The following is a 24,467-nucleotide window of genomic DNA, read 5'->3' as shown; positions in this document are numbered from 1 at the left end:
CGGCTGTTATGTATGGAGAATGGCTGGTGCTCATTAATACACTTTTTAATCTAGCGATACTCAAGTTTACGGCAAAAGTAACAGGGGTTTTTGTAAAGAACACGAGATTATTAATGAGTTCTATTTGTAGTAGTTTTGTAGCTGTAATTGGTGGACAAATGCTGTTAACGATGCTACTGAGCTTTATCTTACTGATCGGACTAGCTTTTCGCTTCAAGATTCGAAGCTTTCAAAAGCAAGGACCAATCGTTTTAACAGCAACAATTATTATTGGTGGATTATTAACTGCATTACAACCGTATTTAAAGAATCTTTCTGTTGTCCATTTTATAATGATTTGCCTACTACTAGCTGTTGGAAATCTTGTAGCTTTTTATAAGCAATGGGGATTTGTAAAGCTTGAGCGGTTAAGTGGTCAGTTTGTGTTTGATACGACGTTAAAAATTTTTGATGTAAAGATACCGCTTTCTGCATTTGTGGATACGGGAAATCAAGCGATTGAGCCACTATCGGGAAAACCTGTACACTTTGTCTCTTATGCAGCATTACGTCCACACTTACCTGCAGCATTTTGCAAGTCATTATTAGAATGGCAAGAAACTGATCCGTATAATGTATCCATGTTTTCAGAAGATTATCAGCGTTATATTCGATTTATTCATGTCAATACAGTACAACAGCAATCGGTTGTATTAGGTTTTCGCTTTGAAGAGTGGCATATAAAGGGGGAGGACTCACAAGTGAAAACGAATGAATATATCGTTTTAACAAAAAAGGCTAAAAATTTTCCACATAGCACAGCAGCAATTTTGCATTTTTCAGCGCTTTCAAATAACTCATAGAGGGGGAGAACTATTGCTTCTTAGGCTACTTGCTAGCTTGAAAAAATTTTGGAGTAAGTTTCGGAGTCGTGAAACGTACTATATAGGGGGAAATGATTCATTGCCAGTGCCATTAAGTCGAGAAGAAGAAGTTACAGTCATTGCATCCTTTATGAATGGTGATTTACGAGCTAGAGATACACTAATTGAACGTAATTTACGTCTTGTTGTTTATATTGCTAGACGTTTTGATAATACGGGAACGCCGATTGAGGATTTAATAAGTATTGGCTCAATCGGTTTAATAAAGGCGATAGAAACGTTCAATACAGATAAAAATATTAAGCTTGCCACATACGCATCTCGTTGTATTGAAAATGAGATTTTGATGCATTTACGTAAAACAAGTCGCATGAAGGGTGAAGTTTCACTAGATGAACCATTAAACTCCGATGCTGATGGAAACGAGTTGTTATTGTCTGATATTTTAGGTACTGAAGAGCATATTATTTTAGACAATGTAGAGAAGAAAATTGAGCGTCAACATATGTTTCATGCCATTAATTTACTAGGTGCGCGTGAACGATATATTATGGAATGTCGTTTTGGCCTCAATGGAAAAATTGAAATGACTCAAAAAGAAGTTGCTGATCATTTAGGTATTTCGCAATCCTATATTTCCCGATTAGAGAAGAAAATTATTCAAGATTTACGTGAAAATCTGAATCAGCCAATATCTTAGAGAGGGAAATTTAACCTACCTAAAATTGGTCTTGGCTTTTGTGCATATTCTCGTTTCTCTCGGACAAACTGATGTAACGGTTTAGTCAGAGAATAACATCCGGAGGAATCGAATATGCGAACTAAAGTAGATCTTTGCGGCTTAGATACATCGACTTTGCCAATTTTAAAGCACGAGGAAATGAAAGAACTATTCATTCGTTTACAAGCTGGAGAAAGTGAGATTAGGGAAGAGCTTGTAATGTGCAATTTAAGGTTAGTGCTCAGTATAGTCGGTAGATTTGCCTACAGGGGTGAACAGGCAGATGATTTATTTCAGGTAGGCTGTATTGGCCTCATGAAAGCTATTGATCATTTTGATTTGAAGCATAATGTACGTTTTTCAACATATGCTGTTCCAATGATCATTGGTGAAATTCGTCGCCATCTGCGTGATCATCATGCATTGCGCGTTTCTCGTTCTTTAAGAGATATTGCATATAAGGCAATGCAGGCAAAAGAACAATGGATAACCGATAATTTACGAGAGCCAACAATTGAAGAAATTGCTGAAATGATTGACATGAAAAAGGAAGATGTTTTATTTGCTCTAGATGCCATTCAAGATCCAGTTTCCTTACAGGAACCCATTTATTCAGACGGTGGAGACGCTGTTTATATGATGGACCAATTACGTGATGATGATGTATCGGAAGATCAATGGGTTGCCTACGTGTCAGTAAAGGAAAGTTTGCAAAAGTTAGATGATCGTCAACAAATGATTGTTGCAAAGCGTTTTTATTACGGTGAGACACAAACTGAAATTGCAAAAGAATTGGGGATTTCTCAAGCGCAAATTTCACGTCTAGAAAAAAATGCAATTGAAACAATGCAGAAAGATTATAAGTAAAAAACAATGCGCACCCGAATGCTCGGTGCGCATTTTAATTTATATCAATGGTATAAATTAAGTAGGGCTCCTCGGTAAAATGAGGGGGTGATTTCCGTTCTGACTGGGCGCTTTGTAGCTGACGCTTCGCTTTCGCACAGAGCAAAGCTTCCTGGGGGCGTCCGATGTGCCGCTTCGCTGCGCTGCAGGGTTTCATCTGTGACGCTGATCCCCAAGGAGTCGCCCAATCTCCACTCCAATCAACGAATTCACATAGCATAAATCCACTTCCATAAGCAATAATTTAAGTGATAAAAAAACGTTACTTTAGCAAAAGGGTTTTGTCTATGTGTCAGCGGCAAATGTTTTCTGTACGAAAGCGAAGTGTTAACGTAGCGGCAGCAATAATAGATATACAATCACGTCATTGTTATAAGTCTATTCTGTTCGGTTATAGCGTCCACTATTGAAATAAATAAAATTTATAAAAATTCTACGCTATGCTGATTGGAGTGGAAGGCTACTCGACTCTCGCCCACAGGAAAGCGAGTAGCCTGGAACGGAAATCACCTCTTCTTTTTGCCAAAGAGAGATTCCTTAATCATTTCATTTTCATTTAAACAACAATAAACACATAAATATAAAGAGAAAACATAGTTTGTTGAGATAAAACGATGTTGAGAGTAATTGATTTAGGGAGGGATAAAATGCGTTTCTCGATATTACAGCAAAAAGAAGTTATTGAAGCAGGCAATGGACGCTTTTTAGGATTTGTGGTAGATGCAGAGGTATCCAAAGAAACAGGCTATGTAACGGCTTTTATGATTGCAGAACCCCGTAAATATCTAGGGTTTTTTCGCGGAGAAGAATCTGTTAGGAAAGTGTATATGAAAGATGTACTTGTAGTGGGAAAAGATGTAATTTTAGTAAAAGCACTATCCTAAAGAGAAAAATATCTAGACAAAGTAAGCAATTTTAAAGCATAGACGGGGTAAAAGTACTTTCACATAGGCCAGGCTATTCATTGATAATTCAAGCATTGCTTGTTACAATAAAAGAAACTATTGTTGTAAAGTTGGGAAAAACAGTGACAAAAATCTTAGTAAATTTGAAGAAAATTAATGATCTTATACAAACAGCAAAAAAACGTGCAAATCGTGAAACAGAAAAAGTCCAAGTTATTGCAGTGACAAAAGAAGTTTCTGTAGAAAGAACACAAGAAGCAATTGATGCGGGGCTTATACATTTAGGTGAGAACCGTCCTGAAGGCTTAAATCGTAAAATTGAAACGATTCAAGCTGATGTACATTGGCATTATATCGGGTCTTTACAAACTCGCAAGGTCAGACAAGTTATTAACAGTATTGATTTTTTACATTCATTAGATCGTTTGAGTTTAGCACAGGAAATTGAAAAAAGAGCAGACAAACCTGTCAAATGTTTTGTACAAGTTAATGTATCTGGCGAGGAAGCAAAACATGGTTTATCGATTGAAGAAGTCCTGCCTTTTATTGAATCATTAAAGGATTTTACAAAAATTCAAATTGTTGGTTTAATGACAATGGCACCAAACACAGATGAGGATACAATTATTCGCTCTGTTTTTAAGCAATTAAAACAATGTCAACAGCAAATAGCCGAGCAAGGATTCGCGCACGCTCCTTGTACCGAGTTATCAATGGGCATGTCTAATGACTTTGAAATTGCGGTAGAAGAAGGGGCTACATTTGTTCGAGTTGGAACGGCTCTTGTTGGAAATGAAAGAAGGGAACAGGATGAGCATGAAAAATAAAATTAAAAATTTCTTTTATCTTGAGGAAGAACTAGAAGAAGAAATCACGCAAGCTCCTATTCAACAGCAACAACCCGTACAACAACAGCAACAGATTCAATCTGCGAAGCCTAAAAAAATGATGAAGGAGCGTAAAGCGCAAGTTCAGGAAATTTTTCCACAAAGTACAACACCTACAAACAACATAGTAAGTTTGCAGGCAGCAATGAATTCTAAAGGCGCAAAAGTTATCTTAGTTGAACCTAGAGTTTATGCCGAAGCACAGGATATTGCTGAACACTTGAAAAATAAGCGTGCAACGATCGTCAATTTACAACGTATTGAGCGAGAGCAAGGTGTACGAATTATTGATTTTTTAAGTGGCACAGTGTATGCACTTAGCGGTGATATCCAAAGAATCGGTAAAGACATTTTCCTATGCACACCTGATAATGTAGAAGTGTCTGGCGAAATTTCAAATTTTATTTTAGACGATAATTAATAGCGAGGATTGTAGTTTATATGGATTTATGGATAATTCTAAGTTATATATCATTAGCATTTAACGTGTATTCTTATATGTTAGTTGGATATGTTTTAATGTCATGGGTACCTGCTATACAAGATTCAGCAATTGGCCGTTTCCTTAAAATAGTATGCGAGCCTTACTTAAGTATTTTTAGGAAATTTATCCCTCCCATTGGGATGATTGACATTTCACCGATTGTGGCGATTTTTTTACTTAATTTTATTAAAAATGGGCTTTTTATTGTTATTCAAAAAATATTCTTTATGTTTTAATAAAAGAAATCCTCACGAACGGTGGGGATTTTTTATTTATGGGAAATACTAAATTTAAAAATATTTAGTGCTGATTTCCCTAGAACTCCACAGCAGAAGCAGCAAGACCCTGAGCGAAGCGGCTTGTTGTATGCCCTAGGAATGCAATAAGCCGGAACACATTTTGATTTTTTTATAAATCCTTAAAATACCAATGAAATGATACAAATAAAAGAGTGATAATAGAGGTGAAGTTATATGGAGCATTTAATACAGCATTTTAGGAAAGATGAACAGCCTTTCATTGAACAAGTTGTGGGCTGGCAGCATGAGGTAGAGGATCGATATGCTCCAAAGCTTACTGATTTTCTAGATCCCAGACAGCGCTTTATTGTAGCATCGATAATTGGGCAGTATGATACATTAAAAACAGCTAGTGCTGGGCTCTTTGATGAAGCAGAAAGACAACGCATGCTAATTTATCCTACTTATTATGAGCCTATGGAGGAAGATTTTCAGCTTACAGTATTTACGATTCAATATCCTGTGAAATTTGTCCAATTACGACATCCAGATGTCCTTGGAGCTTTGTTATCTTTAGGGTTGGATCGTGGCAAATTCGGTGATATTCGTGTCAATGACCATCTTGTACAATTTGTAGTAGCGATTGAGGTAGCTGAATATGTACGCTTACATTTAACAGGCATTGGCAAGGTAAAGGTACATGTAGAATCGATTAAAGAGACGGAGCCTTTGCTACAAAACGAGGATGAGTGGCTAGAAGAATCTCATACTGTTTCTTCTATGCGTTTAGATGTGATTATTTCAACGATTTTAAAAATTTCTCGCCAAAAGGCACAAGCATTAATTACAGGTAATAAGGTACGTGTCAATTGGACTGAACGAGATTCAGTTGCTTTTGAATTACAAGAAGGAGATATTTTATCTGTACGTGGAAACGGTCGAATAAAAATTATGATGACTGAAGGTCGTACAAAAAAAGATAAAATTCGTTTACAAATCGGTCGATTGACCCAAAAAAGCTAAAAATCAAGTGAATTCCATTAATTTTTACTGCTAAGTTGTTGGAACAATTGTATAATAGAAAGTACGAATGTACATGTAAAGGAGAGAAGGATCGTATGCCATTATCACCTATTGATATACATAATAAGGAGTTTACTAAATCTTTCAGAGGTTATGCTGAAGATGAAGTAAATGAATTTTTAGATCAAATTATCAAAGACTATGAAATTTTGTTACGTGAAAAAAAGGAAGTAGACAGACAACTAGAAATTTCCTTAGAACAAGCGAGACATTTTAACTCATTAGAGGAAACGTTACAAAAATCAATTGTTGTTGCACAAGAAGCAGCTGATGAAGTACGAAGAAATTCTCAAAAAGAGGCTAAACTCATTGTGAAGGAAGCAGAAAAAAATGCTGATCGTATTATCAATGAGGCTTTAACCAAGGCCAGAAAAGTGACAATTGAAATTGATGAGCTGAAAAAGCAATCAAAGGTATTCCGTAATCGTTTTAAAATGCTTGTAGAAGCACAGCTGGATTTATTAAATGCAGACGATTGGGACCATTTGCTACAATATGATATTGACCTTACTGAAATTCAAGCATCTGTTGAAGAAGCACAGGAAGCTGATCAAGTTTAATCCTATAGTAGGTAGCAATAAGTGAAACTTGACGTGATAGTATGATTTTCATATACTAATGTAATAGTAATTATTTAGAACACATATGCAAAATAGGCAGAGACGAAGACAGTATTTGTTAGGCGTAGTTAAGCGATTTGGGGATAGTGCGAGCCCGAACAAGCAATTAACAATGAACATCACTTCTGAGCTAAAATAACTGAATGCAGTAAGTTATTTCGTGATGCACGACGTTAACGTGCTTGAAGAGTGGTAGTACGATTTTGTGCTACAATTAGGGTGGTACCGCGAGTATAAGCTTCTCGTCCCTTTGAGGGATTGAGGGGCTTTTTTTATGTTCAAATGGCGGAAGGCTTCCATTGGCCCTATACTTTCGTTATTGAAAAGTATTGATTTTGCTAATAACTTTTCTCAAAACGACTGCCGTGAATATAAGTTATGCACACCCCTTAGAAAGTGAAATCAACCCTGCGTTATGGTGATGAGTCTAATAATTGTCGTTTATTGAACGCCTAAGTGCATATGTTCTTTGTTTGTAAACATAAAGGAGGAATTGAAAAATGGTTGAGTACAAAGATACTTTATTAATGCCAAAAACAGATTTCCCAATGCGTGGAAATTTACCGGCAAATGAACCGAAGATGCAAGAAAAATGGGATGAAATGGACATTAATAAATTACAGATGGAGCGTACTAAAGGTTACCCTGAGTATGTATTACATGATGGGCCTCCATATGCAAATGGTGATATCCATATTGGCCATGCATTAAACAAAGTGCTGAAAGATATGATTACACGTCATCGCTCGATGACTGGCTACCATGTAAACTATATTCCAGGCTGGGATACTCATGGTTTACCAATTGAGCAAGCACTTACGAACAAAGGTGTAAAGCGCAAAGAAATGTCTGTTGCTGAATTCCGTAAATTATGTGAAGAGTATGCTTACGAGCAAATCGACAACCAACGTACACAATTCCGCCGTTTAGGTGTTCGTGGTGATTGGGAAAATCCATATATTACATTAAAGCCTGAATTTGAAGCTCGTCAAATTGAAGTTTTCGGAAAAATGGCTGAAAAAGGCTATATTTATAAAGGGTTAAAACCAGTTTACTGGTCTCCATCATCTGAATCTGCACTTGCAGAAGCAGAGATCGAATATAAAGATATTAAATCGCCTTCGATTTATGTAAGCTTTGCGATTAAAGATGCTAAAGAGGTTGTCCCAGCAGATGCTAAAATTATCATTTGGACAACAACACCTTGGACAATTCCGGCAAACTTGGGGATTTCTGTAAACCCTGAATTTATCTATGTAGTTGTTGCAGTTGCCGATAAAAAATTCATCATTGCAAAAGAATTATTAGCAACAGTTGCAAACGAACTTGAGTGGGAATCGTATGAAGTTGTTCAAGAAGTTAAAGGTGAAGCATTAGATCGAATTGTTGCACAGCATCCATTCTACGACCGTGAATCTCTTGTGATGGTTGGAGAGCACGTAACTGCTGAAGCGGGTACTGGCTGTGTTCATACAGCACCAGGACACGGGGAAGATGACTATCATATTAGTAAGCAATATGGTCTACCAATTCTTAGCCCTGTTGATAATAGCGGCTGCTACACAGATGAAGCACCTGGTTTTGAAGGTGTATTCTACAATGATGCTAACAAATTAATTACAGAAAAATTAAAAGAAGTCGGTGCATTAGAAAAGCTTAGCTTCTTTACACACTCTTATCCACATGACTGGCGTACAAAAAAACCAGTTATTTATCGTGCAACACCACAATGGTTTGCGTCAGTTGATGCATTCCGTGATGAGTTACTAGACGCTGTAAAATCAACAACATTTACACCTGCTTGGGGTGAAACTCGTCTTTATAATATGATTCGTGACCGTGGAGACTGGGTAATTTCACGTCAACGTGCCTGGGGTGTGCCAATTCCAATTTTCTATGCTGAAAATGGCGAACCAATTATTACACCAGAAACAATTGCCCATATCTCTGCATTATTCCGTGAGCATGGGTCAAATATTTGGTTCCAAAAAACAGCTAAAGAATTATTACCGGAAGGCTTCACGCATGCAGGTAGCCCGAACGGTGAATTTACAAAAGAAAACGATATTATGGACGTTTGGTTTGACTCAGGTTCTTCTCACCAAGGTGTATTAGTAGAACGTGGTATGAAATATCCAGCTGATCTTTATTTAGAGGGCTCTGACCAACACCGTGGATGGTTTAACTCATCATTAATTACTTCTGTAGCTATTAATGGCTATGCACCATATAAGGGACTATTAACTCATGGTTTCGTGCTAGATGGTGAAGGTCGTAAGATGAGTAAATCGTTAGGGAATGTAATTATCCCGAAAAAAGTTATGGATCAATATGGAGCAGATATTCTTCGTTTATGGGTTGCTTCTGTAGATTATACAGCCGACGTTCGTATCTCAATGGATATGTTGAAGCAAGTATCTGAGGTTTATCGAAAAATCCGTAACACATTCCGTTTCTTACACGGAAATATAGCTGATTTCGATGCAACGAAAGATCGAGTAGCATATGAGGATCTTCGTGAAATGGATCAGTATGTTTATATGCGTCTACAGGATGTATTAAAAACTGTACGTGCTGCATATGATCGCTATGATTTCGCAGCTGTTTATCATGCAGTGAATAACTTTGTTGCAGTAGAACTATCTTCATTCTATTTAGATATTGCAAAAGATGTAGTGTACATCGAAGGCCATGACAACAAAGATCGCCGTGCGATGCAAACAGTTATTTATGATACATTAATGACATTAGTAAAAGTAATGTCACCTATTATTCCTCATACAAGTGACGAGATGTGGTCTTACTTACATGCTCAAGGTGTTGTAGAAGAGGTATCTGTACAATTAACAGACTTCCCAGAGGTAGATGAACATGCAAACTTCGAAAGTCTACGTGCAAAATGGGTGAAAATTATTGATGTTCGTGACGATATTTTAAAAGCATTAGAGGAAGCTCGTAATGCAAAAACAATTGGTAAATCACTTGAAGCAAAAGTGACAGTTTATGCGAAAGAAGATGTGGCAGCATTATTAAATGATGCAAGCATTGATTTTGCACAGCTTTCAATCGTTTCTGCTTTTGAAGTAGCGTCAATTGAAGCCGCACCTGCAGATGCATTAGCTCTAGAGCATGCATCGATTGTTGTAGAAAAAGCAACAGGTGAAAAATGTGAGCGTTGCTGGTCTATTTCTGAAACAGTCGGTTCAAACGAAGCACAACCAACAGTGTGTGCGCGTTGTGCAGAAGTTGTAGAAAAGTATTACGTTTAAAATAACAATAGTAATGCAAACTAAAATAAAAATTTCTAGGTAATGAATAACGCAAGTCTCCTTGGTAATAGGGGCTTGCGTTTTTTTGAAGGCCGAGAGCGACGGATGAAAATCAAAGGGACGGAAAGAACAGAAGAAGCGACGGATAGAGCAGCCAAAATCGTGGATAGAATGGTCAAAATCGTGGATAGAACCACCAAAGTCGTGGATAGAGTAGCCAAAGCGACGGATGAAAACCAGAGCAACGGAAAGAAGAGTCGAAACGATGGATAGAGAAGCCAAAGTCGTGGATAGAACCACCAAGATCGTGGATAGAGTAGCCAAAGCGACGAAAAGAAGAGCCGAGAGCGACGAAAAGAAGAGCCGAAACGATGGATAGAACAGCCAAAGTCGTGGATAGAACCACCAAAATCGTGGATAGAACCACCAAAGTCGTGGATAGAGTAGTCAAAGCGATAGACAGCACACCAAACATCAGCAGGGAGCGCCGAGTAGGAACGAAAATCCCTTCACACAATGGTATTGATCTATATTTTCATGCTATATTAGTTATTCTGAGATGGGCTGTTATGGTAGAATAGGTTAGATGTTGAGCGAACGGAGGAGTGTCTGTGTATAAATATTATGGATTGGCCGCATTTGTAGTTATTTTAGATCAGTGGACAAAATGGCTAATTGTGAAAAATATGGAGTTTGGTGAACGAATTTCAGTATGGGATCCGTGGTTTGGGATATTGTCTCATCGAAATAGAGGAGCGGCATGGGGAATGTTAGAAGGACAAATGTGGTTATTTAGCATTGTCACGATAGGCGTTATTTGTGCGATCCTGTACTTTTATCATAAAGAGGCTAAAGGTAAACCTATTTTTCAAGTAGGCTTAATGTTTTTATTAGGTGGGGCTGTAGGTAATTTTATTGACCGTATTTTTAGAGGTGAAGTGGTCGATTTTGTAAATGTCTTAATACCAGTAATTAATTATGATTTCCCAATTTTCAATATTGCAGATGCTGCTTTAACAATGGCGGTAGTGATATTAATGATAGGCTTAATCGTTGAAGATAAAAAAGGAAAGAAACAGGTGAAAGAATGATGCAAGTATCATATACAATGGAAGAACAACAACAGGGAGAGCGCATTGATAAGGCGCTTTCGGGTGTGCAATCAGAGTGGTCGCGTACACAAATCGGGAATTGGATTACTGAGGGTATTGTCAAAGTAAATGGAGAGACTGTTAAGGCGAAGTATAAGGTAAAAGTAGGGGATATTATAGAGATTGATGTACCCGAAGCAGAGCCATTAGATGTGATTGCTGAAAACTTAGACCTTGATATTGTTTATGAAGATGCAGATGTCCTTGTTGTGAATAAACCAAAAGGTATGGTTGTCCATCCAGCACCTGGACATATGACGGGTACGCTTGTAAACGGCTTAATGTATCATTGCAAGGATTTATCGGGCATTAATGGAGTTATGCGACCAGGAATTGTTCACCGTATCGATAAGGATACATCAGGATTATTAATGGTTGCTAAAAATGATGCAGCTCATGAATCGTTAGTGAATCAGCTAGTCAATAAAACAGTGACACGTAAATATACTGCGCTAGTTCACGGGCACATTGCACATGACAAAGGCACAATTGATGCACCGATTGGTCGCGATCAAAAAGATCGTCAAAAACAAGCAGTTGTCGATAAAGGGAAGCATGCGGTAACTCACTTCCAAGTTATCGAACGCTTTGGTGAATACACGCTTGTAGAATGTCGCTTAGAAACGGGACGAACTCATCAGATTCGTGTGCATATGAATTATATTGGATTCCCACTTGTTGGTGACCCAAAATATGGACCGAAAAAGACAATCGACTTTGGTGGACAAGTATTACACGCGGGTGTATTAGGCTTCGATCATCCTACATCAGGTGAATATTTGCAGTTTGAAGCACCAATTCCTGCTGATTATGAACAATTATTAAATGATTTAAGAAATAGGCATTGACGTATAGTAAAAGAAGGTCTATACTAACGAAAGTGAATGAACAACTTAACTAAATATTCACCTTTAAAGACAGTCCAGAGAGGCTGAGAAGGTACATGTGAATGTGTTGTAAAAAATTTGTGCTGCAAATTTTTCAACATACTATTTAAACACGTATATAACCCTCTCAGGCCATTCGCCTTGAGAGGTTTTTTTATGGACACATGGCCAACAATAAATAAAAGAGAGGAGGAAACTACATGGCACAAAATGAGCTATTAGATGGCCCATCTATGGCAAGAGCGTTAACGCGCATTGCACACGAAATTATTGAACGTAATAAAGGAATCGATGAATGTATTTTAGTTGGTATTAAAACACGAGGTGCCTTTCTTGCAAGACGTCTTGCAGAACGAATTGAAAAAATTGAAGGTAAACCGATCCGTACAGGGGAGTTAGACATTACCCTTTATCGAGATGATTTAACGACAAAGCATGATAATGAACAGGCACATGTTGAACAAGTAGATATTGATGATGTGGTCGTTAATCAAAAAATTATTTTAGTCGATGATGTACTTTACACAGGACGTACAGTACGAGCAGCACTTGATGCAGTAATGGATTTAGGGCGACCTTCACAAATTCAACTTGCGGTACTGATCGATAGAGGTCATAGAGAACTACCAATAAGAGCTGATTATGTTGGCAAAAATGTACCAACATCTGGCGCTGAGCGTATTATCGTAAATTTACAAGAGGTAGACGGAGAAGATTGCGTCATTATTTTTAAAGAAGACTAACTATAAAGTGAGGAAACCTTATGTCAAATGCAGTATTAGATATTAAAGATAAACCGACCCCAGTCCAACTAGTGACATTAAGTTTCCAGCACATGTTTGCCATGTTTGGGTCAACGATCTTAGTTCCTCAGTTGGTTGGTCTGAGTCCTGCGATTGCCCTTTTAACAAGTGGAATTGCTACACTGTTCTTCTTATTAATTACGAAATTTCAAGTGCCAGCCTATTTAGGTTCATCCTTTGCTTTTATCGCCCCAATTCTACTTGCCGCAGGGGGTTTAAATAAAGATGGTTCAAGTGTAAATCCAGGTCATGCGATGATTGGTGCGATGGCAGTCGGGATTACATATGGTATCGTATCCCTAATCATCTGGAAAAGCGGCTACAAATGGATTATGAAAATTTTACCGCCGATTGTAGTAGGACCTGTCATTATGGTAATTGGTCTTGGACTATCAGGGACAGCGGTAAATATGGCGATGAATGTAGATGATAAATATAGCTTTTTACACTTCTCAGCAGCGTTAGTAACATTATTTACAGCTATTATTTTCACGATTTTCTTTAGAGGTATTTTAAGCACAATGCCAATCTTAATTGGCTTAATCGTGGGATATATTTACTCAATGATGATCGGAATTGTAGATTATTCACCAATTGCCAAAGCAGAGTTCTTTGCAAAGCCTGATTTTTTAATCCCAGGAGTTCACTACAACTTTGAAATCACAACGAAGCTACTACTAACAATGGTGCCAATCGTTATCGTAACTATTTCAGAACATATTGGTCACCAATTAGTATTAGGGAAAGTGGTTAATCGAGATTATATTAAAGAGCCAGGCTTACACCGTTCACTTTTAGGTGATGGAGTTGGAACATTTATAAGTGCATTAATCGGTGGTCCACCGAAAACAACTTACGGTGAAAATATCGGTGTTCTTGCTATCACACGTGTTTACAGTGTGTATGTCATCGCAGGTGCGGCAGTCGTAGCTATTTTACTATCATTCTTCGGGAAAGCAATGGCAGTGATTGCAACGATTCCAACAGCTGTACTTGGTGGGGTTTCCATCTTGCTTTTCGGTATCATTGCAGCAAGTGGATTACGAATGTTAGTGGATAATCATATCGACTTTGGAAATAGTCGTAACTTGGTCATCGCCTCTGTAATTTTAGTCATTGGCATCGGTGGTGCGAAGTTCGTTATTTCGGAATCACTAAGTATCGAAGGTATGGCATTGGCAGCGATTATCGGGGTTGTTTTAAATGCTATCCTACCAGGTAAAAAAGAAGCGGAAATACCAGTACCGTACAATCAAAATAAAAATTCATAGAAGTACCTTTTAATGAATTGTCCAGAGAGGCAAAAAAAGGGAAGTTGTAGATAAGCTAGTAGTAGGAGTGTATCCTGCTGTAGTTTGTCACGCCTCCTTATGCCTCGTTGATGACATCAACGAGGCTTTTATTATCTCACCCCTGAAGGTGAGATGAATGAAGATCCTCCGGCGGCTGTCGCAGATTTTTGAAAGGAATGAATAAAGGATGTTCGCCTAAAGCCCTCGCTTCCTGCGAAAACGGCTAACTGATCTACATCGTGCAGGCTTGAGCACAATTCAAAATCCGGACGCAATTACGCCAAGGCGAAATTGATTTTATAAAACGTTAGTTATACATAACGTTCATGAAACACAACCAAGTGGAGGTACATGATGAAAAACTTATTATCGATGGAACATTTAACAATTGAAGAAATTAACCACATTCTAGATCGTGCGCAAGCTTTTGAGAATGGTGAAGCATCATCATTATCTCGCCCACACAATGTCGCAAATTTATTTTTTGAACCAAGTACACGTACGAAAACAAGCTTTGAAATGGCAGAGCGCAAAGTTGGTTGCATCGTTATCCCGTTTGATGGAAGCTTTTCGAGCGTCTCTAAAGGGGAGACATTGTACGATACGGTAAAGACGCTAGAAATGATTGGCATGGATGCAGTAGTCATTCGCGCAAAGGAAGATGCGTATTACAATGAACTACTTGAAGATATCAATGTATCGATCATTAATGGAGGTGACGGCACTGGTCAGCATCCGTCTCAATCATTATTAGATCTTTATACAATCAAAAAAGAGTTTGGTTCTTTTGAAGGGTTGAATGTGACAATTGCTGGAGATATATGCCATAGTCGTGTAGCGAAATCGAATGCATTAGCGTTACAGCGCTTAGGGGCAAATGTTCATTTCCTTTGTCCAGAAGAGTGGCAAGGCAGTTTTGAAGCACATCATTCTTGGGATGATTTAATCGAAATAAGCGATGTCATTATGTTACTTCGTGTACAGCATGAACGCCATAAGGTAAATAAAAGCTTCTCAAAAGAGAGCTATCATCAAGAGTACGGTTTAACAATTGAACGTGAGAAACAAATGAAAGAAAAGGCAATTATTATGCATCCAGCACCGGTCAATCGTGATGTAGAAATTGCGTCAGAGCTAGTAGAATGCGAGCGATCTAGAATTTTCGAGCAGGTTCGTAACGGTGTCTATACACGGATGGCTATTGTTGAAACAATATTAAAGGGGAGAGAGTAACATGACAAAGGTTCTTCAAAATGTACAAATGCTAAATGAACAAGGCGAGTTGCAAACAGTAAATATCGCTATGGCGGATGGCAAAATTACGGCAATAGGTCAAAACGTCAATGTAGTAGGCGCAGAAATAATCGAAGGAAATGGTTTAGTTGTTGCACCAGGCTTTGTCGATGTTCACACACATTTACGTGAACCGGGCTTTGAACATAAAGAAACAATTGCTACAGGGTCAGCATCAGCAGCAAAAGGCGGCTTCACAACAATTTGCGCGATGCCAAATACAAAACCAGTGCCAGATTCAGTAGAAAATATGCAGCTGATTAACGGTCTTATTAAAGAAAGTGCAGTTATTCGAGTACTTCCATATGGCTCCTTAACAAAAGATATCTCAGGTGAGGTTCGTACAAGTATTGAAGAATTAAAAGCACATGGGGCTGTCGCATTTTCAGACGATGGTGTTGGGATTCAGCTTGCATCCACAATGTATGAGCAAATGAAAGATGCCGCACAGCACGATATGGTAGTTGTCGCACACTGCGAAGATAACTCATTAATTTACGACGGAGTGATGCATGAAGGGAAGCGTAATCAAGAGCTTGGTTTACCAGGAATTCCATCGATTTGTGAATCTGTTCAAATTGCACGAGATGTTCTACTGGCAGAAGCAGCTGGAGCACGCTACCACGTATGTCACGTATCTACGAAGGAATCTGTACGTGCAGTACGTGACGCGAAGGCAGCGGGTATTCGTGTCACTGCAGAAGTTTGCCCACATCATTTATTACTTGAAGAAATGGATATCCCATCAGATGATGCGAACTGGAAAATGAATCCTCCATTACGTGGAGCAGATGATAAAGACTCACTTCACGCAGCTATGCTAGACGGCACAATCGATTGTATCGCTACAGACCATGCTCCACATACAGTAGAAGAAAAATGCTGTGGTATGGTTGGTGCTCCATTTGGCATTGTAGGCTTCGAAACAGCGTTCCCACTGCTTTACACACAGTTTGTAGAAACGGGAAAATGGTCGTTAAAACAGTTGATTGACTGGATGACTGTTAAGGCAGCTCAAATTTTTGATTTACCATATGGCACATTAGAAGTTGGTGCTGCGGCTGATATGATTTTAATTGATTTAAATAAAGAGCAAACAATTGATGCAGAGGGCTTTGTATCAAAAGGGCGCAATACACCATTCAATGGTTGGGTTGCAAAAGGGTGGCCGGTCCTAACAATTTTTGAAGGCAATATCGTATACCAGGAGGTAGAGTAATGAAAAAACGTTTACTTATTTTAGAAGATGGCACAGTATTTACAGGTACAGCATTCGGTAGTGAGCGAGCTTCGCAAGGTGAGGTTGTATTCACAACAGGGATGACAGGTTATCAGGAAACAATTTCAGATCCTTCATTCTACGGACAAATCGTAACGTTAACTTACCCTTTAATCGGGAATTACGGTATTAACCGTGATGATTTTGAATCAATCTCACCAGCTATTCGTGGATTTGTAGTCCGTGAATTAGCAAAAACACCTTCAAACTTCCGTTGTGATTTAACGGTAGATGAGTATTTAACTGCAAAGGATATTCCGGGGATTGAAGGAATCGATACACGAAAATTAACACGCATTATTCGCAGTAAAGGTTCAGTAAAAGCTATTTTAACAGCGGCTGATGAAGAAGTGAATGTGGATGAGGTCGTAGCAAAATTACAGGCAACACCAGCGATTACACATCATGTTCGTGAAGTATCACCGAAAGCAGCCTACCCATCACCAGGTCGTGGCAAACGAGTAGTATTAATTGATTACGGTATGAAGCACGGTATTCTTCGTGAGTTAAACAAACGTGATTGCGATGTGCTCGTTGTACCTTACAATACATCGGCAGAAGAAATTTTAGCATGGCATCCAGATGGCATTATGCTGTCAAACGGTCCAGGTAACCCTGAGGACGTAGTAGAAGGCATTGAAACTGTACGAGATTTAATCGGAAAAGTGCCAATGTTCGGTATTTGCTTAGGTCACCAAATCTTCTCGCTAGCATGTGGTGCACAAAGCTTTAAATTACCATTCGGTCACCGAGGCGGTAACCATCCGGTAAAAGATTTACGCACTGGTCGCACAGACTTGACATCTCAAAACCATGGTTATGCGATCGACATCGAGTCGTTAAAAGATACAGATTTAGAAATAACGCATATCGCATTAAATGATGGTACTTGTGAGGGTGTACGTCACAAGAAATATCCAATCTTCACGGTGCAATATCACCCAGAAGCATCACCAGGTCCAGAAGATTCAAATCACCTATTTGATGAATTTATCGAAATGATGGAAGTAGAAGCAGGGAAGGGGAAACAACATGCCTAAACGTACAGATATTGAAACTATTTTAGTAATTGGATCAGGTCCAATCGTGATCGGACAAGCAGCAGAATTTGACTACGCAGGAACACAAGCTTGTCTTTCTTTAAAAGAAGAAGGCTATCGTGTTATCTTAATAAACTCAAACCCTGCAACAATAATGACAGATACAGAAATTGCCGACAAAGTATATATTGAGCCAATTTCACTAGAGTTTGTATCACGTATTTTACGTAAAGAGCGTCCAGATGCAATCCTACCAACACTTGGTGGTCAAACAGGTTTAAACATGGCTATTGAATTGGATAAATCAGGAATTTTAGATGAGCTTGGTATTGAAATTCTTGGAACAAAATTAGAAGCAATCCATAAAGCGGAAGACCGCGATTTATTCCGTAATTTAATGTATGAGCTAGGTGCTCCGGTTCCTGAATCAGATATTATTCATAACTTAGACGAGGCGAAAAACTTTGTAGCGAAAATTGGCTACCCAGTAATCGTTCGTCCTGCCTTCACACTTGGTGGAACAGGCGGCGGTATTTGCTACAACGATCAAGATCTAGAGGAAATTGTGACATCTGGTCTAAAATATTCTCCAGTAACACAATGCTTACTAGAAAAATCAATCGCTGGTTATAAAGAAATCGAATATGAAGTAATGCGTGATGCTGCCGACAATGCTATCGTTGTATGTAACATGGAAAACGTTGACCCAGTGGGTATTCATACAGGTGACTCTATCGTAGTGGCACCTACACAAACACTCTCAGATCGAGAAAACCAAATGCTACGTAATATTTCATTAGATATTATCCGTGCCTTAAAAATTGAAGGTGGCTGTAACGTCCAGTTAGCGCTTGATCCATATAGCTTCAATTATTATGTGATCGAAGTAAACCCTCGTGTATCGCGCTCATCAGCGTTAGCATCAAAAGCAACAGGCTATCCAATTGCTAAGCTAGCAGCAAAAATCGCAGTTGGTTTAACATTAGATGAAGTCAAAAACCCTGTAACAGGTTCTACGTATGCTTGCTTCGAACCGGCTCTAGACTACATCGTGGCGAAAATTCCACGCTGGCCTTTCGATAAATTCGAATCAGCAAAACGTAATCTAGGTACACAAATGAAAGCGACTGGTGAAGTAATGGCACTTGGTCGTACATTTGAGGAAGCTATGCTCAAAGCAGTGCGCTCACTTGAAACAGGTCAAGTTCACTTAGAGCTGAAACATGCAGAAGAAAACACAGATTCTTGGATCGAAAAACGTATCCGCAAAGCAGGTGACGAGCGTTTATTCTTCATCGGTGAAGCACTGCGCCGCGGTGTAACTATTGAGCAAATCCATGAATGGTCTGCTATCGACTTATTCTTCTTAAATAAATTCAAAAACATCGTAGATATGGAGCAAACACTTGCTGACCATAAAAACGATAAAGAAATATTACGTACAGCAAAACGTCTAGGCTTTGCAGATAAGAAAATTGCCGAGCTTTGGGCAACAACACCAGAAGAAATATATGCATATCGTAAAGAAAATGGCATTATTCCTGTCTATAAAATGGTTGATACATGTGCAGCTGAGTTTGAATCTGAAACACCATACTTCTATGGCACATATGAAGATGAGAACGAATCGATTAAATCAGATAAGCCGTCAGTTGTTGTACTTGGTTCCGGTCCAATCCGCATTGGTCAAGGGGTTGAATTCGATTACGCAACAGTACATTCAGTATGGGCAATTCAAGAAGCGGGCTACGAAGCAATTATTATTAACTCGAATCCAGAAACAGTATCTACTGACTTCTCGGTTTCAGATAAATTATATTTTGAGCCATTAACAATCGAAGACGTTATGCATATTATCGACCTTGAGCAACCAATTGGAGTAGTTGTACAATTCGGTGGTCAAACAGCTATTAATCTAGCTGATAAATTAGCTGCCAACGGGGTGAAAATACTAGGTACAACGCTTGAAGATATCGACCGTGCAGAAAACCGAGATAAATTCGAGCAAGCATTACGTGACTTGGACATTCCGCAGCCACAAGGTGAAACAGCTGTATCTACGGAGGAAGCTCTTGCGATTAGTGAACGACTAGGCTTCCCTGTACTAGTTCGTCCATCATACGTGCTAGGTGGTCGTGCGATGGAAATCGTCTACAACCAAGAGGAATTAAAACATTATATGGAGAATGCAGTAGAAGCATCTCCAGATCATCCAGTATTAGTAGACCGCTACTTAACAGGTCAAGAAATCGAAGTAGATGCTATTTGTGACGGTGAAAATGTCTTAATCCCAGGTATTATGGAGCATATCGAACGCGCAGGGGTTCACTCTGGTGACTCTATCTCTGTATACCCGCCACAAAAATTAACGCAAGCACAAAAAGATACGTTAGTGGATTATACAACTCGCCTTGCAAAAGGTCTTGGCATCGTAGGCTTAATGAACATTCAATATGTAATTTCACAGGGCGAAGTATTTGTCATCGAGGTTAACCCGCGTTCATCTCGTACAGTACCGTTCTTAAGTAAAATTACAAACATTCCAATGGCAAATATTGCAACGAAAGCGATTCTTGGTAAATCAATCGTAGAACAAGGTTACCCGACAGGCTTAGCGCCAGAGCAAAAAGGTGTCTTCGTTAAAGTGCCAGTATTCTCATTCGCTAAATTACGTCGTGTAGACATTACACTCGGGCCTGAAATGAAATCAACAGGTGAAGTAATGGGGAAAGATGCAACATTAGAAAAAGCACTTTACAAAGGCTTAGTTGCAGCAGGTATGGAGATTCGTACGGAAGGAACAGTATTGTTCACTGTGTCCGATAAAGATAAAGAAGAAGCAATTGCACTTGCAAAACGCTTCTCAACAGTAGGCTATCGTATTGTTGCAACTGAAGGTACAGCTAAAGCGTTTGAAGATGCGGGCGTACGCACAGATATAGTTGGCAAAATCGGTGCAAAAGGTGAAACATTAATCGATTTAATTCAAAACGGTGAGGCACAGCTTGTTGTCAACACTTTAACAAAAGGCAAGCAGCCGGCACGTGATGGCTTCAGAATTCGTCGTGAGTCTGTAGAAAATGGCGTACCTTGCTTCACTTCATTAGACACAGCGGAAGCGATGGTTCGAGTTATTGAATCAATGACATTCACAGCAGAACAAATGCCAAAAGCGGAGGTAGTACATTAATATGATTCGTCAAGAGAAAATGACGGTCGTCTCTCAAAAGCAAATTGCGACAAGCATTTTCGAATTGACACTTCGTGGAGAACTGGTTCAGGATATGACACCTGGCCAGTTTGTCCATGTAAAGGTGTCAGATTCAATGGAGCCGCTTTTACGTCGACCTATTAGTATTGCAAATATAGATAAAGACAACAACGAATTTACAATGATTTATCGTGCGGAAGGTCGCGGAACAAAAGTGCTAGCGACAAATCGTGAAGGGCAACTTGTCAATGTCCTTGGTCCAATCGGTAATGGATTCCCTGTAGAGGCAGTAAAAGAGGGAGGCACAGCTCTCCTAGTTGGTGGGGGAATTGGCGTACCTCCATTACATGAGCTTTCCAAGCAATTGAATGCACGTGGTGTTAAAACAATTCATGTGCTAGGCTTTCAATCGGAAGATGTATGCTTCTATGAGGAACAATTCAGTGCCCTTGGTGAAACGCATTATGTAACGGTTGACGGTTCTAAAGGAACAAAGGGCTTTGTGACAAATGTTTTAGAGTCACGAGCACCTAAATTCGATGTCTTTTATTCTTGCGGTCCGCTACCAATGTTAAAAGCACTTGAAGGCTTTTATCCAGAAAAAGAAGGTTATTTATCATTTGAAGAGCGTATGGGCTGTGGTATTGGTGCTTGCTTTGCATGTGTATGTAAAACAACAGATCAAGTAGCAAAAGACTATGTCAAAGTATGCTCTGACGGTCCAGTTTTCCCGAAAGGTACGGTGGCATTATGAGTCGTTTAAACATTCAATTACCAGGCTTAGATTTAAAAAATCCAATAATGCCGGCATCCGGTTGCTTTGGCTTTGGACGTGAATATGCACAGCTTTATGATTTATCCAAGCTTGGCGCTATTATGATTAAAGCTACGACTGTGGAAACACGTCCTGGCAATCCAACCCCACGCGTAGCAGAAACAGCAGCAGGGATGTTGAATGCCATTGGTTTACAAAATCCTGGAATCGAAAAAGTAATGAATGAAGAATTAAAGTTTTTAGAAGCGTATGATGTGCCAATCATTGCAAATGTCGCAGGTACAGAGACAGCGGATTACGTAGAAGTAGCGCAACGCATTTCTACAGCACCAAATGTGAAAGCATTAGAGCTTAATATTTCTTGTCCGAACGTTAAATGTGGTGGTATTCAATTTGGAACAGACCCTGCAACTGCACGTGAGCTAGTGAAAGCTGTCAAAGCTGTTTCTGAAGTGCCAGTATACGTGAAATTGTCTCCAAACGTAACGAATATCGTAGAAATTGCACAAGCTGTTGAAGCGGGTGGGGCAGATGGCATTACAATGATTAATACACTAATTGGTATGCGTTTAGACGAGCGTACAGGTAAGCCCGTGATTGCCAATGGTACAGGCGGCTTATCTGGTCCTGCCGTAAAGCCAGTAGCGATTCGTATGGTCTATGAAGTGTATAAGGCTGTCAATATTCCGATAATTGGGATGGGTGGCGTGACAGAAGCACAGGATGTTATTGACTTTATGTCGGCTGGCGCATCTGCAGTTGCTGTTGGAACAGCGAACTTTGTCGATCACTTCGTTTGTCCAACTATTATTGATGAACTACCAGCAAAGCTCGATCAATTAGGAGTGGAGCATATTTCAGAAATTATCGGAAGGAGCCATCGTTAATGAATACAAAACCAATACTTGCACTTGATTTTCCTGGGGAAGCAGAAGTATTTAACTTTCTAAAGCACTTTAACGAGCCTCTTTTTGTGAAAATTGGTATGGAATTATATATGCAGGAAGGGCCAGATATTGTACGAAAAGTAAAAGATCTAGGTCATGATATTTTTCTAGATTTAAAATTACACGATATTCCTAATACAGTGGGCTCTGCTATGAAAGGTTTAGCAAAATTAGGGGTAGATTTAGTCAACGTTCATGCGGCTGGCGGACGTCCGATGATGGAGGCAGCACTTGAGGGTCTTGAAGCGGGTACCCCTTCAGGACGTGAACGTGCGGCATTAATTGCCGTAACACAGCTGACGTCTACAACAGAAGAGCAAATGCAGGCAGAGCAAAAAATTGCTTTATCTTTACAGGAGTCTGTATTACATTATGCAAGCTTAACGAAACAAGCTGGTTTAAATGGTGTTGTCTGCTCCGTACATGAGGCAAGAGCTATTGCTGAAGTGTGCGGTGAAGATTTCTTACGTGTGACACCGGGTATCCGATTAGCAGGTGGCGATGCACACGACCAAAAGCGCATTGCAACACCAGATGGCGCAAAGCGTGACGGTTCTTCATTAATCGTCATTGGACGTGCCGTTACAGGTGCACAAGATCCAGTAGCAGCATATAAAATCGTAAGTGAATTATGGGAGGCATAACTATGACATTACAAAATGAAATCGCACACGCTATGTTAAAAGTAGGTGCAGTAGAATTAAATCCAACAGAACTATTTACATGGGCATCAGGCATTAAATCCCCAATCTACTGTGATACACGTCTGACAATTTCTGACCCTGTAATTCGTAAGCAATTAGCAAACGGTCTAGCATCTCTTATTAAAGAAAACTTTGGCGCAACAGAAATCGTAGCAGGTACAGCAACAGCGGGCATTCCACATGCAGCTTGGGTAAGTGATATTTTAGAATTACCAATGGTTTATGTACGCTCTAAAGCAAAAGAGCATGGCCGTGGTAACCAAATCGAAGGAAAATACGCAGCAGGTCAAAAAGTCGTAGTAGTAGAGGACATCGTTTCTACAGGCGGCTCATCCATTACAGCTGTGGAAGCCTTACGTGCAGCAGGCTGTGAAGTACTAGGCGTTGTTTGCGTCTACACATACAACCTTCCACGTGCTGAACAAGCATTTGAAGAGGCAGGCATAAAATATGTATCTCTAACAAATTTTGATTATTTAATTGAAGCAGCTAATGAATCAGGCGCTATTAAAGAAGAAGATATTCCATTCTTAAAAGATTGGCATGGAAAATTAAAAGCAGGAGAGCTTTAACGGGTGTCACGGAGTCGGAAAGGCATTCTTATAGGATGTTAGCCATCCATGCGATAACGGCTAAGTGACCTGCATCGGTCAAAGGCCACGGCTTGTGGCATTACCGAAATGATCGACCTCATGTCGGCCCTCTTGCAGGCCTAAGCACAAAGCCGATTCCCGACGCAATTATGCCGAGGGATAATTGATATAAAAAAGGGTGGTATGAATTTTTTCATACCACCCTTTCATGTTGTTCTATTATGTCAAACTAATAAAGCAGGGCTCTTCGGCAAAACGAGGGGGTGGTTTCCGTATCGCTGATAAAATGCCGAGAATCGCTGATAACATTGAGAAAATCGCTGATAAAATGCCGAGAATCGCTGATAACATTGAGAAAATCGCTGATAAAATGCCGAAAACCGCTGATAAAATGCCAAGAATCGCTGATAACATCGAGAAAATCAGTCAAGTCCTTAATATTGTGTAAAAATATTATACAAAGTTTTCAACCCTGATTTTTATCTAAACGTCTGATTGATAAATGAATTGGGCTT

At 39.4% G+C, this 24,467-nt stretch carries 23 protein-coding genes and 1 other annotated feature; of the genes, 22 read left to right on the top strand and 1 reads right to left on the bottom strand.

The window, feature by feature from the left end; all coding sequences use genetic code 11:
• Window positions 1–8: 8 nt before the first annotated feature.
• The 22 genes from ACIQ7N_RS10695 to pyrE all read left to right on the top strand — a co-directional run bounded on the left by ACIQ7N_RS10695 (window position 9) and on the right by pyrE (window position 23,931).
• On the top strand, window positions 9–842 hold the full coding sequence (locus ACIQ7N_RS10695) for a sigma-E processing peptidase SpoIIGA (protein WP_248718106.1): 834 nt from the start codon (window positions 9–11) through the stop codon (window positions 840–842).
• Window positions 843–855: 13 nt separating this feature from the next.
• On the top strand, window positions 856–1,563 hold the full coding sequence (gene sigE, locus ACIQ7N_RS10690; RefSeq protein WP_049668349.1) for an RNA polymerase sporulation sigma factor SigE: 708 nt from the start codon (window positions 856–858) through the stop codon (window positions 1,561–1,563).
• Window positions 1,564–1,677: 114 nt separating this feature from the next.
• On the top strand, window positions 1,678–2,451 hold the full coding sequence (gene sigG, locus ACIQ7N_RS10685) for an RNA polymerase sporulation sigma factor SigG (protein WP_132357537.1): 774 nt from the start codon (window positions 1,678–1,680) through the stop codon (window positions 2,449–2,451).
• Between the two features lie 686 nt (window positions 2,452–3,137).
• Window positions 3,138–3,374: a PRC-barrel domain-containing protein gene (locus ACIQ7N_RS10680; protein WP_370045609.1), complete on the top strand. Its 237-nt coding sequence runs from the start codon at window positions 3,138–3,140 to the stop codon at window positions 3,372–3,374.
• Between the two features lie 143 nt (window positions 3,375–3,517).
• Window positions 3,518–4,222: a YggS family pyridoxal phosphate-dependent enzyme gene (locus ACIQ7N_RS10675; RefSeq protein ID WP_305883988.1), complete on the top strand. Its 705-nt coding sequence runs from the start codon at window positions 3,518–3,520 to the stop codon at window positions 4,220–4,222.
• On the top strand, window positions 4,206–4,703 hold the full coding sequence (locus ACIQ7N_RS10670) for a cell division protein SepF (RefSeq protein ID WP_402931872.1): 498 nt from the start codon (window positions 4,206–4,208) through the stop codon (window positions 4,701–4,703). The genes ACIQ7N_RS10675 and ACIQ7N_RS10670 overlap by 17 nt, the downstream gene beginning before the upstream one ends.
• A gap of 20 nt (window positions 4,704–4,723) precedes the next feature.
• On the top strand, window positions 4,724–5,002 hold the full coding sequence (locus ACIQ7N_RS10665) for a YggT family protein (RefSeq protein ID WP_248718108.1): 279 nt from the start codon (window positions 4,724–4,726) through the stop codon (window positions 5,000–5,002).
• Window positions 5,003–5,239: 237 nt separating this feature from the next.
• Window positions 5,240–6,028: a YlmH family RNA-binding protein gene (locus ACIQ7N_RS10660; RefSeq protein ID WP_402931870.1), complete on the top strand. Its 789-nt coding sequence runs from the start codon at window positions 5,240–5,242 to the stop codon at window positions 6,026–6,028.
• A gap of 95 nt (window positions 6,029–6,123) precedes the next feature.
• Entirely contained in the window at window positions 6,124–6,648 is a 525-nt protein-coding gene (locus ACIQ7N_RS10655) for a DivIVA domain-containing protein (protein ID WP_132357526.1), read from the top strand.
• 90 nt (window positions 6,649–6,738) lie between these two features.
• Window positions 6,739–6,961, top strand: a binding site (T-box leader).
• A 247-nt stretch (window positions 6,962–7,208) separates the two neighbouring features.
• Window positions 7,209–9,977, top strand: a complete 2,769-nt coding sequence (gene ileS, locus ACIQ7N_RS10650; RefSeq protein WP_402931868.1) for an isoleucine--tRNA ligase — start codon at window positions 7,209–7,211, stop codon at window positions 9,975–9,977.
• A gap of 611 nt (window positions 9,978–10,588) precedes the next feature.
• A complete protein-coding gene (gene lspA, locus ACIQ7N_RS10645) occupies window positions 10,589–11,068 on the top strand; it encodes a signal peptidase II (protein WP_142507535.1) in 480 nt (159 codons plus the stop codon).
• Window positions 11,065–11,976: an RluA family pseudouridine synthase gene (locus ACIQ7N_RS10640; protein WP_402931866.1), complete on the top strand. Its 912-nt coding sequence runs from the start codon at window positions 11,065–11,067 to the stop codon at window positions 11,974–11,976. The genes lspA and ACIQ7N_RS10640 overlap by 4 nt, the downstream gene beginning before the upstream one ends.
• 239 nt (window positions 11,977–12,215) lie before the next feature.
• Window positions 12,216–12,758, top strand: coding sequence for a bifunctional pyr operon transcriptional regulator/uracil phosphoribosyltransferase PyrR (gene pyrR / locus ACIQ7N_RS10635; protein WP_132357518.1), 543 nt, complete (start codon window positions 12,216–12,218; stop codon window positions 12,756–12,758).
• Window positions 12,759–12,778: 20 nt separating this feature from the next.
• On the top strand, window positions 12,779–14,089 hold the full coding sequence (locus ACIQ7N_RS10630) for a solute carrier family 23 protein (RefSeq protein ID WP_132357516.1): 1,311 nt from the start codon (window positions 12,779–12,781) through the stop codon (window positions 14,087–14,089).
• Between the two features lie 375 nt (window positions 14,090–14,464).
• The gene (locus ACIQ7N_RS10625) at window positions 14,465–15,343 is read left to right on the top strand and encodes an aspartate carbamoyltransferase catalytic subunit (protein WP_132357892.1); all 879 of its coding nucleotides are present in this window, start codon (window positions 14,465–14,467) and stop codon (window positions 15,341–15,343) included.
• Window position 15,344: 1 nt separating this feature from the next.
• A complete protein-coding gene (locus ACIQ7N_RS10620) occupies window positions 15,345–16,622 on the top strand; it encodes a dihydroorotase (protein WP_248718114.1) in 1,278 nt (425 codons plus the stop codon).
• The gene (locus tag ACIQ7N_RS10615; protein ID WP_402931863.1) at window positions 16,622–17,722 is read left to right on the top strand and encodes a carbamoyl phosphate synthase small subunit; all 1,101 of its coding nucleotides are present in this window, start codon (window positions 16,622–16,624) and stop codon (window positions 17,720–17,722) included. The genes ACIQ7N_RS10620 and ACIQ7N_RS10615 overlap by 1 nt, the downstream gene beginning before the upstream one ends.
• Window positions 17,715–20,912 (top strand): carbamoyl-phosphate synthase large subunit, encoded by a 3,198-nt coding sequence (gene carB, locus ACIQ7N_RS10610; protein WP_402931861.1) that lies wholly within the window; start codon window positions 17,715–17,717, stop codon window positions 20,910–20,912. The genes ACIQ7N_RS10615 and carB overlap by 8 nt, the downstream gene beginning before the upstream one ends.
• A 1-nt stretch (window position 20,913) precedes the next feature.
• Window positions 20,914–21,687, top strand: coding sequence for a dihydroorotate dehydrogenase electron transfer subunit (locus ACIQ7N_RS10605; protein WP_402931859.1), 774 nt, complete (start codon window positions 20,914–20,916; stop codon window positions 21,685–21,687).
• Window positions 21,684–22,595, top strand: coding sequence for a dihydroorotate dehydrogenase (locus ACIQ7N_RS10600; protein ID WP_132357506.1), 912 nt, complete (start codon window positions 21,684–21,686; stop codon window positions 22,593–22,595). The genes ACIQ7N_RS10605 and ACIQ7N_RS10600 overlap by 4 nt, the downstream gene beginning before the upstream one ends.
• Window positions 22,595–23,299: an orotidine-5'-phosphate decarboxylase gene (pyrF, locus tag ACIQ7N_RS10595; RefSeq protein WP_402931857.1), complete on the top strand. Its 705-nt coding sequence runs from the start codon at window positions 22,595–22,597 to the stop codon at window positions 23,297–23,299. Before ACIQ7N_RS10600 ends, pyrF begins: the two co-directional genes overlap by 1 nt.
• A gap of 2 nt (window positions 23,300–23,301) precedes the next feature.
• On the top strand, window positions 23,302–23,931 hold the full coding sequence (gene pyrE, locus ACIQ7N_RS10590; RefSeq protein WP_132357503.1) for an orotate phosphoribosyltransferase: 630 nt from the start codon (window positions 23,302–23,304) through the stop codon (window positions 23,929–23,931).
• Between the two features lie 240 nt (window positions 23,932–24,171).
• Here the strand turns inward: pyrE and ACIQ7N_RS10585 are convergent, their stop codons facing one another.
• Complete coding sequence (locus ACIQ7N_RS10585; protein WP_402931854.1) at window positions 24,172–24,366, bottom strand: hypothetical protein; 195 nt, start codon at window positions 24,364–24,366, stop codon at window positions 24,172–24,174.
• Between the last annotated feature and the right edge of the window lie 101 nt (window positions 24,367–24,467).

The organism is Lysinibacillus sp. NPDC095746 (assembly GCF_044763535.1).
Classification (GTDB): domain Bacteria; phylum Bacillota; class Bacilli; order Bacillales_A; family Planococcaceae; genus Lysinibacillus.
The sequence above is the reverse complement of the archived record's forward strand: the minus strand, read 5'-3'. Positions and strand labels throughout refer to the sequence as shown.

Coding starts and splice junctions, on each gene's coding strand:
- ACIQ7N_RS10605 (WP_402931859.1), top strand. CDS start 20,914: ATGATTCGTCAAGAGAAAATGACGGTCGTCTCTCAAAAGCAAATTGCG.
- ACIQ7N_RS10695 (WP_248718106.1), top strand. CDS start 9: ATGTATGGAGAATGGCTGGTGCTCATTAATACACTTTTTAATCTAGCG.
- ACIQ7N_RS10630 (WP_132357516.1), top strand. CDS start 12,779: ATGTCAAATGCAGTATTAGATATTAAAGATAAACCGACCCCAGTCCAA.
- ACIQ7N_RS10600 (WP_132357506.1), top strand. CDS start 21,684: ATGAGTCGTTTAAACATTCAATTACCAGGCTTAGATTTAAAAAATCCA.
- ACIQ7N_RS10620 (WP_248718114.1), top strand. CDS start 15,345: ATGACAAAGGTTCTTCAAAATGTACAAATGCTAAATGAACAAGGCGAG.
- ACIQ7N_RS10665 (WP_248718108.1), top strand. CDS start 4,724: ATGGATTTATGGATAATTCTAAGTTATATATCATTAGCATTTAACGTG.
- sigG (WP_132357537.1), top strand. CDS start 1,678: ATGCGAACTAAAGTAGATCTTTGCGGCTTAGATACATCGACTTTGCCA.
- ACIQ7N_RS10640 (WP_402931866.1), top strand. CDS start 11,065: ATGATGCAAGTATCATATACAATGGAAGAACAACAACAGGGAGAGCGC.
- pyrF (WP_402931857.1), top strand. CDS start 22,595: ATGAATACAAAACCAATACTTGCACTTGATTTTCCTGGGGAAGCAGAA.
- ACIQ7N_RS10660 (WP_402931870.1), top strand. CDS start 5,240: ATGGAGCATTTAATACAGCATTTTAGGAAAGATGAACAGCCTTTCATT.
- ACIQ7N_RS10615 (WP_402931863.1), top strand. CDS start 16,622: ATGAAAAAACGTTTACTTATTTTAGAAGATGGCACAGTATTTACAGGT.
- ACIQ7N_RS10655 (WP_132357526.1), top strand. CDS start 6,124: ATGCCATTATCACCTATTGATATACATAATAAGGAGTTTACTAAATCT.
- pyrR (WP_132357518.1), top strand. CDS start 12,216: ATGGCACAAAATGAGCTATTAGATGGCCCATCTATGGCAAGAGCGTTA.
- carB (WP_402931861.1), top strand. CDS start 17,715: ATGCCTAAACGTACAGATATTGAAACTATTTTAGTAATTGGATCAGGT.
- ileS (WP_402931868.1), top strand. CDS start 7,209: ATGGTTGAGTACAAAGATACTTTATTAATGCCAAAAACAGATTTCCCA.
- ACIQ7N_RS10680 (WP_370045609.1), top strand. CDS start 3,138: ATGCGTTTCTCGATATTACAGCAAAAAGAAGTTATTGAAGCAGGCAAT.
- pyrE (WP_132357503.1), top strand. CDS start 23,302: ATGACATTACAAAATGAAATCGCACACGCTATGTTAAAAGTAGGTGCA.
- ACIQ7N_RS10670 (WP_402931872.1), top strand. CDS start 4,206: ATGAGCATGAAAAATAAAATTAAAAATTTCTTTTATCTTGAGGAAGAA.
- ACIQ7N_RS10625 (WP_132357892.1), top strand. CDS start 14,465: ATGAAAAACTTATTATCGATGGAACATTTAACAATTGAAGAAATTAAC.
- ACIQ7N_RS10585 (WP_402931854.1), bottom strand. CDS start 24,366: ATGTTATCAGCGATTCTTGGCATTTTATCAGCGGTTTTCGGCATTTTA.